The sequence below is a fragment of the Actinophytocola sp. genome (assembly GCF_035634895.1).
GTDB lineage: Bacteria > Actinomycetota > Actinomycetes > Mycobacteriales > Pseudonocardiaceae > Actinophytocola.
In genome coordinates this window covers 14794-30013 of record NZ_DASQCC010000188.1, presented here as the reverse complement: position 1 = coordinate 30013, position 15220 = coordinate 14794, and the positions used below count along the sequence as shown (strand labels likewise).

Genomic DNA, 15220 nt, shown 5'->3' with positions numbered 1-15220 from the left:
GGACGTGTCCGGAGAGCCCCTGTCCCGCGGGACGCTGTTCGTCGCCGCCGGCCTGGCCGCGGCGCTGCTGGTCGGCGTGATCATCGCGAGCCGGTTCGTGGGCGGCGACGCCGAGGCGGCGCCGACGCCCGAGCCGCCGCGACCGACGGGTCCGCTGGCGCTGGGCGCGGTCGACGCGCCGGACGCGAGCGCCCCGGCATGCGCCCAGCTGGTCGACGCGCTGCCGGCGTCACTGCCGAGCAACGGCAAGAAGCTGAAGCGGCTGGCCCTGGCCGAGCCGGCGCCGCCCGCAGCCGCGGCCTGGGCGGGCACCCGGGGCGAGCCGGTGGTGATGCGGTGCGGGCTGGGCAAGCCGGCCGAGCTGCAACCGACCGCGTCGCTGCGACTGATCTCGAAGGTCAACTGGCTGCCGGTGGAGGGCGACGGCGCGACGACCTGGTACGCCGTCGACCGCCCCGTCTACATCGCCGTGACCATCCCGGAGGACGCCGGCACGGGCGTGGTCCAGGAGATGTCGGAAACGATCGCGAAGGCCGTCCCGGCCGCGCCGAGCTAGTGTCCCGCGCCGGAAATGCGGTGATCAAGTCGGTGGATCCAGGTTTCTGCTGGCAAGACGCCGGTTCGCCCTCGTACTGGGTCGTACCTGGGCGAACCGGCAACGCCGCCAGCAGGAAGCTGGGCCGCCGAATCAGTTGCCTGATTTCCGGCGCGGGACACTAGTGTCGCCCCGGTCAGCGGAGGCCGGTGCCGCGGGCAATGGCCGTGTCGACCAGCGTGGAGAGCAGCGTTCGGTAGTCGATGCCCGTCACCGCCCACATCTTCGGGTAGGCCGACGTCGGGGTGAAGCCGGGCATCGTGTTCAGCTCGTTGATCGTCAGTGAGCCGTCGGCGCCCACGAAGAAGTCCACCCGTGCGAGGCCCTGGCAGTCGAGGGCCCTGAACGCCTGGATCGCCATCGCCCGCAGGCGGTCCGCCACGGCGTCGTCCAGTTTGGCCGGAATGTCCAGCTCCGCGGTGTGGTCCACGTACTTGGTCTCGAAGTCGTAGAACTCCAGCGAGTCGTCCAGGATGCGGATCTCCGCGGGCAGGGACGCCTCCACGCGTCCATCCGGGAACTCCAGCACTCCGCACTCGACCTCGCGGCCCACCACCATCGACTCGACCAGGACCTTCGGGTCGATCGAGCGCGCCAGCGCGACCGCCTCGGCCAGCTTCGCCCAGTCCGAGACCTTGCTGATGCCGGTCGACGAACCGGCACGCGCGGGCTTCACGAACACCGGCAGCCCGAGGCGCTCCTTCTGCTCCCCGGTCAGCGTCGCGTCGCCCCGGTACAGGACCTCGTAGGGACCCACCGGCAGGTTCTCGGCCCGCAGGAGCTTCTTGGTGAACACCTTGTCCATCGCCACCGCGCTCGCCAGCACCCCGGCACCCGCGTACGGCAGCCCGACCATCTCCAGCAGTCCCTGGATCGTGCCGTCCTCACCGAACGCGCCGTGCAGCACCGGGAACACCACGTCCACCCCGGACAGGATCTCGCCCTCACGGCCCCGCTCCAGCACCACCAGGCTCGCCGACGACGGGTCGGCGGGCAGGGTCAGCGCCGTGCCGGACGTGATGGTCGGCAGCGACCGGCCGGAGATCTCCAGGGTCGACGGGTCGGCCGGCCCCAGCACCCACGAGCCCTCCGGTGTGATGCCGACCGGCAGGACCTCGAAGCGCGCGGGGTCCAGGTTCGCGAGCACACTCGCCGCCGACACACAGGACACGGTGTGCTCCGTGCTCTGTCCCCCGAACACGACTGCCACGCGGACTCGCTCTTGGCTGGCCATGGCGTCCGACCCTACCCGGCTGGCTCGCGGACCAGCTCAACGAGCAGGGGTAACGCGCGTTTCAGCTGCTCCCGCGAACACGCCGCGTACCCGAGCGCGATGCCGAACCACCGCGCCCGGCCGATGTGGTGCCGGGCCAGGCCGTCCAGCAGCAGCCCGTGCCCGGCGGCCTCGCGGATCAGCGAGCGCTCGTCCTCGGCGGAGGAGACCGGGACCACCACGTGCGCGCCCGCGTCGTCGCCGAGCACGCGGACTCCCCCCGCCACCAACGTCTCGACGACCAGCGTCCGGCGCTCGGACAGCTCGCGCCGCAACCGCCGCAGGTGCCGGCCGAGGTCGCCGTTGCGGGCCAGCTCGACGACCACCAGCTGGCCGGCAGGCGCCGGGCCGCTGCCCGTCGCGTCGCGGTGGGCCAGCACGGCGGTCACCACCGGTGGCGGCGCGACGATCCACCCGACGCCGAGGGTCGGGGTGAGGATCTTGCTCGTCGTGCCGAGGTGCACGACCACGTCCGGCGCCAGCGCGGCCAGCAGCGGCAGCGGCGCCACGTCGTACCGCAACTCGCCGTCGTAGTCGTCCTCGATCACCAGCCAGCCCTGCTCACGGGCCCGCTCCACCAGCGCGACCCGCCGGCCCGCGGACATGCGGCCACCCAGCGGGTACTGGTGCGCCGGCGAGCAGTACACCGCCCGGACCGACGGCGGGATCGCGTCGACCAGCAGGCCGTCCGCGTCCACCGAGGCCGGGACCACCCGTAGGCCCGCGGCCCGCAGCGCGCCGACCGCACGCTGGTAGCCCGGCTCCTCGACCGCCACCATGTCCCCCGGCCGCAGCACGGCCCGGCCCAGCTCCGCCGCGGCCGTGCTCGTGCCGGCCGTCGCCAGCACGACCTCGGCGTCACCGACCCGCAGACCGCGGTGCCGCAGCAGGTGCTCGGCGATGAGCATTCGATACTCCGGCAGGCCCGCGCGGTTCGGGCGGACCATCGGCGCCGCGTAGGACGCCGCCCGCCACGCGCGCCGCCACGCCGCCTGCTCGATACCGCCCGCCCACGGCGAGCCCGGGGTCAGGTCGACGACCGTGTCCAGTGCGGTGTCGCGGTGGACCGGCGTGGACGTGGCCGGGAGCGAGCCGGGCGGCGCGGTCGTGATGTAGGTGCCGGAGCCGTGCCGGCCCGCGATCCAGCCCTCGGCGTGCAGCTGCTCGTAGGCCGCGGCGGTCACCGTGCGGCTCACGCCCAGCTCGCCGGCCAGCGCGCGCGTCGACGGGAGCCGGTCTCCGCTGCGCAGACGCCCGTCGCCCGCGGCGGCACGGAGCTGTTCGGCGAGCTGGACGGCCAGCGGGGTCACCGACTCGCGGTCCAACGTCACCGGTAACGCGGGCGTCTCCAAAGTGGCCTTCCAGAATCACGGGGTCTTGGCCCTTCAATGATGCCACTTAACCGGCGAAGGTGGATGCGTGACGCTTTCGCCAACACCTCGCAGCACCATCCGCCGTGGCAAGGACCGTGCCGTGACCGACCGGGCGGCCCTGACGCGGGTGCTCGACGCGGGAATCATCTGCCACCTCGCCTACGTCGCCGACGACGGCACGCCCCGGATCGTCCCCACCGGCTACGGCCACGAGGACGACACCCTCTACGTGCACGGCTCGACCGGCGCGGCCAGCCTGCGGGCCGGCGCGGACGCCGAGGTGTGCGTGAACATCACCCTGCTGGACGGCGTGATCTACAGCCGCGCGGTCTTCCACCACTCCGTGAACTACCGCTCCGCCACCATCCACGGCGCGGCCCGGCAGGTCACCGACCCGGACGCGAAGCTGCACGGCCTGCACGTGATCACCGAGCACATCGCGCCGGGCGCCTGGGACCACGCACGCGGCCCGGCACCGCAGGAGTTCGCGAAGACCGCGGTGCTGGCGCTCGACCTCACCGAGGCGGCCGTGAAGATCCGCACCGGCGGGCCCGGCGAGGAGCCCGACGACCTGACCCCCGACCGGGTCGGCGCGAACTGGGCGGGTGTGCTGCCGCTGGTACGGGGTTGGGGCACTCCGGAACCGTGCGCGCACCTGCCGGCGGAGGTGGCGGTGCCGGACTACGTCAGCCGGCGAGCTCCGCAGGCTGGTCCGCAGTGAACGGAGCACGCCAACCGGACACCGCCCGCATGGTGCGGACGGACCGGTACACGTGCAGGCTGACCGCCGGGTCGGGCCCGAGGTTGCGGACCTGGTGGGTGTAGCCCGGGCCGAACACCCTGGTCTGGCCCGGTGACAGCGCGAGCGATGTCCCCCTGGAGAGGACGTGCTCGGTGAGCGTGCCCTGCACGACCGTGAACGCGCCGGTCGCGCCGCCGTGGTCGTGGCGGTCGGTCTCCTGGCCGGGAAGCCAACTCATGAGCCAGACCTCCTGGTCCTCGGTCGAGTCCACGAGCGTGGCGAACCGCTCGTCGGGGTCGTAACGAAGGTGGTGGGCCCAGCGGGACCGGTCGGCCGCGAACGCGCTGGCGATCAGGGCGGGATGCACGGTCGGGGCGACGGAAGCGGACGCGATGGTGTTGGCCGGCACGGCGAACATGGCTGAATGCTGTCTTTCCGGGAGTTCTGGCTGGTGACGGGCTTGGACGATCACCGGCACAGACACAGCGCGCTGGCCACCCGGCGGAGCTGGAGATAGCCCCGCCGACGGTTCAGCACGCGAATCAGCACCCGCCAAGAAAACCAAAGGCCGCCAGTCGCCGCAATCCCGTCCAGCCCGTGGGATCGTGTACGCGCAAATCGCCGGCAATCCGGAATGGCGTCGGCTCCGAACCCCGGTTCATGGGAGATGTGGTCATGGGCGATCGTGCGAGACGGCTGCGGTCCGCACGTACCGATCCGGCGAACGACGCCGGTGAGCTGTTGCAACGCGTGGCACTCGGCGACGAGGCGGCCTTCGCGCAGCTGTACGACCTGCTGATCGGCTCCGTCTTCGGGATGGTCCGGCGGATCGTGCGCGACCCGGCGCAGTCCGAGGAGGTCGTGCAGGAGGTGATGGTCGAGCTGTGGCGCTCGGCCGCGAAGTTCTCGCCGGAACGCGGCAGTGCGACGACGTGGGCCATGACGCTCGCGCACCGCAGGGCCGTCGACCGCGTGCGGTCCGCGCAGGCCGCCGCCGACCGGGACGACATGGTCGGCCGCCGCGACGCCAGCCGGCCGTTCGACGAGGTCTCCGAGCAGGTCACCGCCCGGCTCGAGCAGGAACAGGTACGCCGCTGCCTGAGCACCCTCACCGATCTCCAGCGCGAGTCCGTGCTGCTGGCCTACTACGGCGGCCGGACCTACCGTGAGGTCGGCGAGCTGCTGAGCACGCCGCTGGGGACCATCAAGACTCGACTGCGGGACGGGCTCATCCGGCTGCGCGACTGCCTGGGGGTGGCCTGAGATGACAAGTCCCGACATTCACGCGCTGACCGGCGCCTACGCCCTCGACGCCGTGGCCGGTGTCGAACGGGCGGACTTCGAGCAGCACCTCGCCGAGTGCGAGTCGTGCGCGCAGGAGGTCCAGGAGCTCCAGGAGACCGCGGCCAGACTCGCGCTGGCCGCCGCCGAGGTGCCGCCACCGGACCTGAAGGACCGGGTGCTGGCCCAGATCCGGGAGGTTCGCCAGCTGTCGCCGGACACGACCGTGGTGCCACTGCGCCGGCGGTCGCTCGCACAGCGGCTGACGACGGTCGCCGCGGCCGTGTTCTTCGTCGCGGCCGCCGGGCTGGGTGTCGTCGTGGTGCGGCAGGACAACCAGCTCGACGCGGCCAGGGCCCAGGCCACACAGCTGGAGCAGATCCTGAAGGCACCCGACGCCGAGCTGCTGACACTCGACGGCTCCGGGGGTGCGACCGGCTCGATGAAGGTGGCGGTGTCCCGACAGCAGGACAAGATGCTCCTGCTGAGCGGCAACCTGGCGACCGCGCCGGACGGCAGGGACTACCAGCTGTGGACCCTCGCCGACGGCAGGCCGAGCTCGCGAGGACTGCTCGAACCGGCCGGCGGGAACCTCACCTACGAGGTGGGCGACCTCGGGGACGCGGACGTCGTCGCGATCACCGTGGAACCGGCCGGCGGCTCCCGGCAGCCGACGGAGCAACCCGCCATGTTCGCGGAACTGCCCTCCGACTGACCCGCTCTCCGGCCCAACCGCCATGAAGGGCGCGTTCGAGACACCGAACGCCCCGAAAGCGCCTTTCATGGCACCGGGAGCCGGGTCAGCGTTCCGGTCTGGTCTTGCGGCCGATGAGCTCACCGGCCATCTCGCGGGGGTCGAAGCCGTCGTGGCACACGCGGTGCACGACCTCCGTGATGGGCATCTCCACCCCGTGGCGCATGGCCAGCTCGCGGATCGAGGAGCACGACTTCACGCCCTCCGCGACCTGGCCGTGCGCCGCGGCCAGTGCCTGCGCGACGGTCTCCCCGCGACCGAGCCGGGCGCCGAAGGAACGGTTGCGGGACAGCGGCGACGAGCACGTCGCCACGAGGTCCCCGAGCCCGGCGAGCCCGGCGAACGTCATGGGGTCCGCGCCGAGCGCCTCCCCCAGCCGGGCCGTCTCCGCGAGCCCTCGGGTGATCAGCGTCGCGAGCGTGTTGTCGCCGAATCCCAGCCCGGCGGCCATCCCGCAGGACAGGGCGATCACGTTCTTGCACGCCCCACCCAGCTCGCAGCCGACGACGTCGGTGTTGGTGTACGGCCGGAAGTACCCGGTCGTGCAGGCCTGCTGCACCGCCACCGCGCGGTCGTGGTCGACGCACGCGACAACCGACGCGGTCGGCTGCTCCGCCGCGATCTCCTTGGCCAGGTTGGGGCCGGTCACGACCGCCACCTGCGCCGCGGGCACGCCCATCACCTCGACGACGACCTCGCTCATCCGCTTGAGCGTGCCCAGCTCCACGCCCTTGGCGAGGCTGATCAGCGTCGCGGACGGGTCGATGAGGCGGCGCCACGCGGTGAGGTTGTGCCGCAGGCTCTGGCTCGGCACGGCCAGCACCACGTCGGTGGCGCCGTCGAGCGCGACCCGGGGGTCCGAAGTGGACTCCAGGCCCCGCGGCAGGGTCACCCCGGGCAGGTAGTCCGGGTTCTCCCGGTGCTCGGCGATCGCGTCGGCGACCTCGCGCCGCCGCGACCACAGGACCACGTCCGTGCCGGCGTCGGCGAGCACCTTCGCGAACGTCGTGCCCCACGAGCCGGCGCCGAAGACGGCGACCCGCATCTCACCCATCGGTCTTCTTGGCCCTGGCGGGCACGTAGAACCCGGCGGGCGCCGGCTCGCCACGCAGCTCGGCCAGCTGGTCGCGCACCCGGCCCATCAGCAGGTCGGTCACCTCGCGCAGCAGCTCGTTGTCGACCTCGCGGCCCCTGAACCCGCTCAGGTCCACCGGCTCCGACACGTCGATCTGGACCTTCTTGCGCGGGAACGGCCGGAACTTACGGGTGTAGCCGTTGAGGATGTCCCGCGTGCCCCAACGGGCGGCGGTGAGCACGGGCAGGTCGTTCTCCATGCAGTCCATGGCGAGCCGCGCGACGCCGGTCCGCGACCGCATCGGCCAGCCGTCGGGGTCCCTGGTGATCGTGCCCTCCGGGTAGATCACCACGAGCTTGCCCTTCAGCAGCGCGTCCTTGGCCGCGACCAGGCTGTCACCGGCGCTCACGGTCGACCGGTACACCGGGATGCTGCCCGCGCCACGGATCAGGTACTTGAACACCGGCGCGCGGAACAGGCTGTCCTTGGCGAGGAACCGCGGCACCCGGCTGTTGCGGTGCACGAACACCGCGTCGACCGGCGGGTCGACGTGGGAGACATGGTTCATCACCAGCAGGATCCCGCCCTCCCGCCGGATGTTCTCCGCCCCCTTGGTCCGCATCTTCGCGAGCCACGCGATCGGGTAGAAGATCAGGCACGTCATCAGCACCCAGAACCCGCTCTTCTCAATTCGCCTCGGCACCCGTCCTCCTCAACGGCGATCACTCACTCCGCAAGCTCCACCGATCACGATGCTCGCTCCGCAAGCTCCACCCATCACGATGCTCGCTACGCAAGCTCCACTCGGTCACGTTGCCGTGAGTATGCCCCGCCCACGACAGGCCGCTTCGAAGTCCTGCACGATGGAGTCCGTGGAGCGTGGTGTGGACCTGGTGGTCCCGATCAAGAACCTGGACCGGGCGAAGTCGCGCCTTCGTGGCGCGGTGCCCGACGAGCGGCACGCGGACCTCGTGCTCGCGCTGCTGCTGGACACCGTGACGGCGGCGGCGCTGGCACCGGGCGTGCGGCGTGTGCTGGTGGTCTGCGAGGACAAGCGGGTGCCGGACGCGCTGGCGGGCACCGGCGTCGAGTGCCTCGACGAGCGTGGCCTGCCCGGTCTGAACGCGGCACTGACGTTCGGCGCGGAGTACCTGCGCACCCCGACGAGCACGGTCGGCGCCCTGCAGGCCGACCTTCCCGCGCTGCGGTCGGCCGACCTGGCGGCGGCCGTCGCGGCGGCCGGCGGGCGGCGGGCCTACTGCGCGGACCGGCCGGGCAGCGGCACCACGCTGCTGCTGGCCGCTCCTGGCGAGCCGCTGAACCCCCGTTTCGGCCCGGGATCGGCGGACGCCCACACGGCCACCGGGGCGGTCCGGGTCGGCGCCTCACTGCCGTCGCTGCGATGCGATGTGGACACCGAGGACGATCTAGCCGTGGCCGCTGAGCTCGGCATCGGAAAGTTCACTCGTCAGTTCGCCCGCTAGCCGATAAATGCTGGACAATGAGGCTGTGAGCACCGAGACGAGCCCAGAGACCAGCGCCGACCAAGAGCTGTCCGAGCACGCGCCGGAACCGCGTGCGGTGCCGTCCGCTCCGCCCGCGGTCACGCCGGCGGAGACGGTGACCGACCTGCCCGACGACCGGTTCTTCAACCGCGAGCTGTCCTGGTTGGACTTCAACGCGCGGGTGCTCGCACTCGCCGAGGACGAGTCCCAGCCGCTGCTGGAGCGCGCCAAGTTCCTCGCGATCTTCGCGTCCAACCTCGACGAGTTCTACATGGTCCGGGTCGCCGGGCTGAAGCGCCGTGCCGAGACCGGCCTCTCGGTCCGCAGCGCCGACGGGCTGACCCCGCGCGAGCAGTTGCAGTACATCAACAAGCGAACCCAGGAGCTGGTCGAGCTGCACTCGGCCACCTGGGAGCGGCGGCTGCGCCCCGCACTCGTCGACCAGGAGATCTGCCTGGTGCGCTGGACCGACCTCGACGACGAGCAGCGGGAGCGGCTCTCCAAGTACTTCCAGGACTGGATCTTCCCGGTGCTCACCCCGCTCGCGGTCGACCAGGCGCACCCGTTCCCCTACATCTCGGGCCTGTCCCTGAACCTCGCGGTGACCGTGCGCGACCCCGGCGGCGGCGGGGAGAAGTTCGCCAGGGTCAAGGTGCCGGACAACGTGCCGCGGCTGGTGCCGCTCGACCGCGACCGCGACAGCCGGCGGGCGTTGTTCCTGCCGCTGGAGTCACTGATCGCGGCGCACCTGGACGACCTCTTCGCGGGCATGCAGGTGACCGAGGTGCACGCGTTCCGCGTCACCCGCAACGCCGACCTCGAGGTCGAGGAGGACCAGGACGAGGACCTGCTGCAGGCCCTGGAAAGGGAGCTGGCGCAGCGCCGGTTCGGCCCACCCGTGCGGCTCGAGGTCTCCGACGACATGACCGACCACATGATGGAGCGCCTCCTGCGCGAGCTGGAGGTCGATCCTCACGACGTGGTCGTGGTGCCGGGCCTGCTGGACCTGTCGTGCCTGTGGCAGGTGCACGGTGTGGACCGTGCCGACCTGAAGGACGCGCCGTTCGTGCCGGCGACGCATCCTGCGTTCGGCGAGCGGGAGACGCCCAAGAGCGTCTTCTCGACGCTGCGCGAGGGTGACGTCCTGGTGCACCACCCGTACGACTCGTTCTCCACGAGCGTGCAGCGGTTCATCGAGCAGGCGGCCGCGGACCCGAAGGTGCTCGCGATCAAGCAGACGCTGTACCGGACCTCCGGCGACTCCCCCATCGTCGAGGCGCTGATCGACGCGGCCGAGGCCGGCAAGCAGGTCGTGGCGCTGGTGGAGATCAAGGCGCGCTTCGACGAGCAGGCGAACATCAAGTGGGCGCGGAAGCTGGAGAAGTCGGGCGTGCACGTGGTGTACGGCATGGTGGGGCTGAAGACCCACTGCAAGACCGCGCTCGTGGTGCGCCAGGAGGGTTCGGTCATCCGGCGCTACTGCCACATCGGCACCGGCAACTACAACCCGAAGACCGCGCGGCTGTACGAGGACGTGGGCCTGCTGACCGCGGAGCCGTCGATCGGCGCGGACCTGACGGACCTCTTCAACGTGCTGACCGGCTACGCGCGCCAGGACACGTACCGCTCGCTGCTGGTGGCCCCGTACGGGATCCGCCGCGGCATCGTGGAGCTGATCGAGCGGGAGGTCGAGCACCTGCGCGCCGGCCGGCCGGCCGGGATCCGCATGAAGCTCAACAGCCTCGTGGACGAGCAGGTGATCGACGCGCTCTACCGGGCCTCGCAGGCCGGGGTCGGCGTCGACATCGTCGTGCGTGGGATCTGCGCGCTGAAGCCCGGCACCAAGGGACTGTCGGAGAACATCCGCGTGCGGTCGATCATCGGGCGGTTCCTGGAGCACTCGCGGGTGTTCCACTTCGTCGGTTCGGACGAGCACTGGATCGGCAGCGCGGACATGATGCACCGCAACCTCGACCGGCGGGTGGAGGTCCAGGTCCGGATCACCGACCCGGGGCTGACGGCACAGCTGGACGCGATGTTCGGCTCCGCGCTGGATCCCCAGACGCGGTGCTGGGTGCTGGAGCAGACCGGCAACTGGGCGGCCTCGCCGACGGGCGACGGGCCGGTGCGGGACCACCAGGCACAGATGCTGCTCGCGCACCGTGCCGGTGGCTAGCCGGGAGATCCTCGCGGGCGGCGCCGTGGTGTGGCGGCCGGCCGGCGAAGCCGTCGAGGTGGCGCTGGTGCACCGCCCGCGCTACCGGGACTGGACCCTGCCGAAGGGAAAGCTGGAACCCCGGGAGTCCACGCGGGTCGCCGCGTGGCGGGAGGTCCGCGAGGAGACGGGAGCGCGGGTGGCGCTCGGCCGTCTGCTGGGCGGGACGCGGTACCGGGTCGGGCCGGACCGCAAGGTGGTGGAGTACTTCGCCGCCCGGTACCTGTCCGGTTCGTTCGAGCCGTCGGACGAGGTGGACGAGCTGCGGTGGCTGCCGCTCGCCGGCGCCTTCGAGCTGCTTTCCTACGACCGCGACCGGACGGTGCTCCGTGCGTTCACGGCCCTGCCGGCCGATCTGACGAGCCTGTTGCTGGTCCGGCACGCGAAGGCCGGCAGCCGGTCGGAGTGGCCGGAGGCGGACGAGCTGAGGCCGCTGTCCCGCAACGGGGAGAAGCAGGTCGAGCCGATCCGCCTGCTGGGCACGGTTTACGGGGCGGACCGGGTGTACGCGGCGCCGCTGGTGCGGTGCGTGCGGACGGTCGAGCCGGTGGCGGACGACCTCGGGGTGAAGGTCCGCGAGGAGGAGTTGCTGTCGGAGAAGGCGTACGAGGGGATGGCGGAGGCCGCCGCGCGCCGCGTTCTGGAGATCGTCGCCGACGGCGGGGTGCCCGTGATAGGCAGCCAGGGCGGGGTGATCCCGGACCTGGTGACCCGGCTGGCGGCCGCGTCCGGGTTGTCCGTCGACAGACGCCTCAGGGCGAAGAAGGGCAGCGTGTGGGCCCTGTTCTTCGACGGTTCGCGGCTGTTGGCGGCGGACTATCTGGAGGTCCCGTGAACCGGTTGTCCCCCAGTGGATTCGCACGTGTGTCCGATGTGGGCGGCGCCAAGATCGCTATCGCGTAAGGGATGGCGCTGAGAGCCACGGAACGGCTGTGATCGCCGCGGGCTCTCGGGCAGTGTCTCGTCGCGGCCAAAGACGCTCAGCGAGCGACTCAGGGCCGGAAACGGGTGCGGTGGCGGTTCACGCCCGAGGTCGGCGTGCGAGCCGAACCGCCGTCCAGGCCCCCGAAACGGTCACCGGCCGGTTCGACGGGAAGTCGCGACCCTCGCCCCTGCCGGCGACCGAATCCGCCCGGCCTTTCGAGCCGTGTCCCGAAAGGCATGCCGGGGAGGTCCGGAAAGGGCGCGGGCCGGCCCGAAAGCGATCTCCGGACCCGAGAGATCGAATTCCCCCCGCGGTTACCGGTAACACCGGCGGGCTCGGGAGCGACTATGCGCCGTCGCGAGGTCTTCCGGGACCCACTGGATCGGCCGGTGCCCGCGCAAGGCACAGCGGCAAGATCCCAGCGTAGGGACCAGATCCGGGCCGGACCAGCCAAGACAGTCGCCCGCCCAACCGTTTGCGCACCATGCGCGGTGACCAACTCGCGGGCTTAGAAGTCCTGTGTGTCCGGTGGCAACATGGCCGAAGGCCGCCACCCGGGTGGGTAGCGGCCTTCGGGCCTGACTCGGTCGAGCTACTTCTTCTTGGCGGCCGTCGCACGCTTCGCGGCGGGCGTGGCGCGCTTCGCGGCGGGCGTCGCCTTCTTCGCGGGCGTCGCCTTGGCGGCGGTGGTGGCCTTGGCCGTGGTCTTGCGGGCCGTGGTCGCCTTGGCGGCCGTGGTGGCCGGCTTCCTGGCGGTGGTGGCCTTGGCCGGGGCCTTGGCAGCCGTCGTCTTGGTGGCGGCGGCGCGCGTGGTGGCCGGCTTGGCGGCGGCGGCACGCGTACGCGTGGTGGTTGCCGCCGCGGCGCGGGACGCCGGGCGAGCAGCGGCGGTCCGCGTGGTCGCGGCCGTGCTGCGCGAGGCCGTCGCCGTCGCGGTCTTCTTCGGCGCGACCACCTTCGGCAGCTTCTTCGCGCCGCTCACCACGTCCTTGAAGGTCGTGCCGGCGCGGAAGGCTGGCACGTTGGTCTTCTTGACCTTCACCGTCTCACCCGTGCGCGGGTTGCGCGCGGTACGAGCGGCACGAGCACGCTTCTCGAACACCCCGAACCCGGTGATGTTCACCTTCTCGCCCTTGTTGACCGTGCGGACGATCACATCGACGAGACCGTCGACCGCAGCGCCTGCGGCCTTCTTGTCGCCGAGCTTGTCAGAGAGCGCCTCGATGAGTTGGGCCTTGTTCACCCTTCAGTCCTCCGTTGACCATACTTCGTTCTCGGCCAAACCGGCCGACTTCTGGGGCCACCGTATGCCTAACTCGGCACTTTTTCCACGCGACTCGCCCAAATTCCCCTCAAGGGGGGTCTGATTTCGTTGCGTGGAAGCCCTATTCGCGGAGCTTGCGGAGCGAACATCGGACTCAGTCGACGGCCTCAGGACGAGAGTGTAGTAGTAGTTGGCTTCCAGGGTTCCCTTGACTCCTCGAAAGACCCGATCTCGGCCTCGTGCCGCAGCGTGAGAGCGATGTCGTCGAGCCCTTCGAGCAGCCGCCAGCGGGTGTAGTCGTCGATCTGGAACGGCGCGGAGAAGTCCTTGGCACGCACCGTCTTGTCCTGCAGGTCGACGGTCACCTCGGTGCCCGGCTCGGCTTCCAGGAGCTTCCACAGCAGCTCCACGTCCGACTGCTCGCACTGGGCCGCGAGCAGCCCCTGCTTGCCCGCGTTGCCACGGAAGATGTCCGCGAACCGGGCCGAGATGACCACCCGGAACCCGTAGTCGGACAAGGCCCACACGGCGTGCTCCCGGGACGACCCGGTGCCGAAGTCCGGCCCCGCCACGAGCACGCTGCCCGCACGGAAGGGTGCCGTGTTCAGCACGAACTGGTCGTCGGCCCGCCAGGCCGCGAACAGTCCGTCCTCGAAACCGGTCCGGCTCACCCGCTTGAGGTACACGGCCGGGATGATCTGGTCGGTGTCCACGTTGGACCGGCGCAGCGGCACCCCGACCCCGGTGTGTGTGGTGAACGGTTCCATCGCTTATGCCCCTTTCAGGCGAGGTCGCCCGCGTCGGTGCTCGACCCCGCGAGCAGGTCTTCTGGAGAGGACAGGGTGCCGCGGACGGCCGTCGCGGCGGCGACGAGCGGCGAGACCAGGTGCGTCCGGCCGCCCTTGCCCTGCCTGCCCTCGAAGTTGCGGTTCGATGTGGACGCGCTGCGCTCCCCCGGCTTGAGCTGGTCCGGGTTCATGCCGAGGCACATGGAGCAGCCCGCCTGCCGCCACTCCGCGCCGGCGTCGAGGAAGACCTGGTGCAGCCCCTCGGACTCGGCCGCCGCGCGGACCCGCATCGAGCCGGGCACCACGAGCATCCGCACCCCGTCGGCCACCTTGCGGCCCTTCAGCACGGCCGCCGCGGCCCGCAGGTCCTCGATCCGGCCGTTGGTGCACGAGCCGAGGAACACCGTGTCCACGTGGATCTCACGCAGCGGCATGCCCGGTTCCAGGTCCATGTAGGCGAGTGCCTTCTCGGCCGCGGTCCGCTCGTTCTCGTCGCCGATCGCCTCGGGGTCGGGAACCCGTTCGGACAGCGGCAAACCCTGGCCGGGGTTCGTGCCCCACGTCACGTACGGGGTCAGCGCGGCGGCGTCGAGGTGAACCTCGGTGTCGAACTCCGCGTCTTCATCGGTACGGAGAGCCAGCCACGCGTCGACCGCCTTGTCCCACGACTCACCCGACGGCGCGTGCGGGCGGCCCTTCAGGTAGGCGAACGTGGTCTCGTCCGGCGCGATCATCCCGGCGCGGGCGCCCGCCTCGATGGACATGTTGCACACGGTCATCCGTGCCTCCATCGAGAGCTTCTCGATGGCCGCCCCGCGGTACTCGAGCACGTACCCCTGCCCGCCACCGGTGCCGATCTTCGCGATGACCGCGAGGATGACGTCCTTCGCCGTCACGCCGGGGGCGAGCTCCCCGTCGACGTTGATCGCCATCGTCTTGAAGGGACGCAACGGCAGTGTCTGGGTCGCCAGGACGTGCTCGACCTCGGAGGTGCCGATGCCGAACGCGAGCGCGCCGAACGCGCCGTGCGTGGACGTGTGGCTGTCGCCGCACACCACGGTCGTGCCGGGCTGGGTGAGGCCGAGCTGTGGCCCGACCACGTGCACGATGCCCTGTTCCGCGTCGCCCATCGGGTGCAGGCGGACGCCGAACTCCGCGCAGTTCTTGCGGAGCGTCTCCACCTGTGTGCGGGACACGGGGTCGGCGATCGGCAGGTCGATGTCGACCGTGGGGACGTTGTGGTCCTCCGTCGCGATGGTGAGGTCGGGACGACGGACCGGACGCCCCGACAGCCGCAGGCCGTCGAACGCCTGCGGGCTCGTCACCTCGTGGATGAGGTGGAGGTCGATGTAGAGGAGATCCGGCTCAGCGCCAGTGCCTCGCCGGACGACGTGTTGGTCCCATACCTTCTCGGCAAGTGTCTTTCCCAT

At 71.2% G+C, this 15220-nt stretch carries 15 protein-coding genes; 7 read left to right on the top strand and 8 right to left on the bottom strand.

Features of this window, described 5'->3' with window-relative positions; all coding sequences use genetic code 11:
• The first annotated feature begins 4 nt into the window (after positions 1 to 4).
• Positions 5 to 556: a DUF3515 domain-containing protein gene (locus VET29_RS27505; protein WP_324925613.1), complete on the top strand. Its 552-nt coding sequence runs from the start codon at positions 5 to 7 to the stop codon at positions 554 to 556.
• Positions 557 to 731: 175 nt separating this feature from the next.
• Here the strand turns inward: VET29_RS27505 and VET29_RS27500 are convergent, their stop codons facing one another.
• Together VET29_RS27500 and VET29_RS27495 are read right to left on the bottom strand one after the other, a co-directional pair.
• The gene (locus tag VET29_RS27500; protein WP_324925611.1) at positions 732 to 1829 is read right to left on the bottom strand and encodes a D-alanine--D-alanine ligase family protein; all 1098 of its coding nucleotides are present in this window, start codon (positions 1827 to 1829) and stop codon (positions 732 to 734) included.
• An 11-nt stretch (positions 1830 to 1840) separates the two neighbouring features.
• Positions 1841 to 3199, bottom strand: coding sequence for a PLP-dependent aminotransferase family protein (locus VET29_RS27495; RefSeq protein ID WP_324925609.1), 1359 nt, complete (start codon positions 3197 to 3199; stop codon positions 1841 to 1843).
• Positions 3200 to 3341: 142 nt separating this feature from the next.
• On the opposite strand from VET29_RS27495, the gene VET29_RS27490 reads away from it, so the two are divergent.
• Positions 3342 to 3962 carry a pyridoxamine 5'-phosphate oxidase family protein gene (locus VET29_RS27490; protein WP_324925607.1) on the top strand — a complete coding sequence of 207 codons (621 nt, stop codon included), beginning with the start codon at positions 3342 to 3344 and terminating at the stop codon, positions 3960 to 3962.
• On the opposite strand, the gene VET29_RS27485 is transcribed toward VET29_RS27490, so the two are convergent.
• Positions 3928 to 4401: a cysteine dioxygenase family protein gene (locus VET29_RS27485; protein ID WP_324925605.1), complete on the bottom strand. Its 474-nt coding sequence runs from the start codon at positions 4399 to 4401 to the stop codon at positions 3928 to 3930. The genes VET29_RS27490 and VET29_RS27485 overlap by 35 nt on opposite strands.
• A 257-nt stretch (positions 4402 to 4658) precedes the next feature.
• On the opposite strand from VET29_RS27485, the gene sigK reads away from it, so the two are divergent.
• Both sigK and VET29_RS27475 read left to right on the top strand, forming a co-directional pair.
• Positions 4659 to 5246 (top strand): ECF RNA polymerase sigma factor SigK, encoded by a 588-nt coding sequence (gene sigK / locus VET29_RS27480; protein WP_324925603.1) that lies wholly within the window; start codon positions 4659 to 4661, stop codon positions 5244 to 5246.
• A 1-nt stretch (position 5247) separates the two neighbouring features.
• Positions 5248 to 5979, top strand: a complete 732-nt coding sequence (locus VET29_RS27475) for an anti-sigma factor (RefSeq protein WP_324925601.1) — start codon at positions 5248 to 5250, stop codon at positions 5977 to 5979.
• Between the two features lie 85 nt (positions 5980 to 6064).
• Here VET29_RS27475 and VET29_RS27470 read toward each other — a convergent pair whose 3' ends face one another.
• Entirely contained in the window at positions 6065 to 7072 is a 1008-nt protein-coding gene (locus VET29_RS27470; RefSeq protein WP_324925599.1) for an NAD(P)H-dependent glycerol-3-phosphate dehydrogenase, read from the bottom strand.
• Entirely contained in the window at positions 7065 to 7757 is a 693-nt protein-coding gene (locus VET29_RS27465) for a lysophospholipid acyltransferase family protein (protein ID WP_324925645.1), read from the bottom strand. Before VET29_RS27465 ends, VET29_RS27470 begins: the two co-directional genes overlap by 8 nt.
• 208 nt (positions 7758 to 7965) lie before the next feature.
• On the opposite strand from VET29_RS27465, the gene cofC reads away from it, so the two are divergent.
• The 3 genes from cofC to VET29_RS27450 are packed head-to-tail and all read left to right on the top strand — an operon-like array spanning position 7966 to position 11648.
• Entirely contained in the window at positions 7966 to 8577 is a 612-nt protein-coding gene (gene cofC / locus VET29_RS27460; protein WP_414636620.1) for a 2-phospho-L-lactate guanylyltransferase, read from the top strand.
• Positions 8578 to 8584: 7 nt separating this feature from the next.
• Positions 8585 to 10774 carry an RNA degradosome polyphosphate kinase gene (locus VET29_RS27455; RefSeq protein WP_324925595.1) on the top strand — a complete coding sequence of 730 codons (2190 nt, stop codon included), beginning with the start codon at positions 8585 to 8587 and terminating at the stop codon, positions 10772 to 10774.
• A complete protein-coding gene (locus VET29_RS27450; RefSeq protein ID WP_324925593.1) occupies positions 10767 to 11648 on the top strand; it encodes an NUDIX hydrolase in 882 nt (293 codons plus the stop codon). Before VET29_RS27455 ends, VET29_RS27450 begins: the two co-directional genes overlap by 8 nt.
• A 682-nt stretch (positions 11649 to 12330) precedes the next feature.
• On the opposite strand, the gene VET29_RS27445 is transcribed toward VET29_RS27450, so the two are convergent.
• The 3 genes from VET29_RS27445 to leuC all read right to left on the bottom strand — a co-directional run bounded on the left by VET29_RS27445 (position 12331) and on the right by leuC (position 15220).
• The gene (locus tag VET29_RS27445; protein WP_324925592.1) at positions 12331 to 12981 is read right to left on the bottom strand and encodes an HU family DNA-binding protein; all 651 of its coding nucleotides are present in this window, start codon (positions 12979 to 12981) and stop codon (positions 12331 to 12333) included.
• A 188-nt stretch (positions 12982 to 13169) separates the two neighbouring features.
• Positions 13170 to 13769, bottom strand: a complete 600-nt coding sequence (leuD, locus tag VET29_RS27440) for a 3-isopropylmalate dehydratase small subunit (protein WP_324925591.1) — start codon at positions 13767 to 13769, stop codon at positions 13170 to 13172.
• 14 nt (positions 13770 to 13783) lie between these two features.
• A complete protein-coding gene (leuC, locus tag VET29_RS27435) occupies positions 13784 to 15220 on the bottom strand; it encodes a 3-isopropylmalate dehydratase large subunit (RefSeq protein ID WP_414636619.1) in 1437 nt (478 codons plus the stop codon).

What these genes read in the sequence shown, in the direction of transcription:
- VET29_RS27500 (WP_324925611.1), bottom strand. Translation starts at nt 1,829, where the DNA reads ATGGCCAGCCAAGAGCGAGTCCGCGTGGCAGTCGTGTTCGGGGGACAG.
- VET29_RS27485 (WP_324925605.1), bottom strand. Translation starts at nt 4,401, where the DNA reads ATGTTCGCCGTGCCGGCCAACACCATCGCGTCCGCTTCCGTCGCCCCG.
- sigK (WP_324925603.1), top strand. Translation starts at nt 4,659, where the DNA reads ATGGGCGATCGTGCGAGACGGCTGCGGTCCGCACGTACCGATCCGGCG.
- VET29_RS27475 (WP_324925601.1), top strand. Translation starts at nt 5,248, where the DNA reads ATGACAAGTCCCGACATTCACGCGCTGACCGGCGCCTACGCCCTCGAC.
- VET29_RS27470 (WP_324925599.1), bottom strand. Translation starts at nt 7,072, where the DNA reads ATGGGTGAGATGCGGGTCGCCGTCTTCGGCGCCGGCTCGTGGGGCACG.
- VET29_RS27465 (WP_324925645.1), bottom strand. Translation starts at nt 7,757, where the DNA reads ATGACGTGCCTGATCTTCTACCCGATCGCGTGGCTCGCGAAGATGCGG.
- VET29_RS27455 (WP_324925595.1), top strand. Translation starts at nt 8,585, where the DNA reads ATGCTGGACAATGAGGCTGTGAGCACCGAGACGAGCCCAGAGACCAGC.
- leuD (WP_324925591.1), bottom strand. Translation starts at nt 13,769, where the DNA reads ATGGAACCGTTCACCACACACACCGGGGTCGGGGTGCCGCTGCGCCGG.
- leuC (WP_414636619.1), bottom strand. Translation starts at nt 15,220, where the DNA reads ATGGGAAAGACACTTGCCGAGAAGGTATGGGACCAACACGTCGTCCGG.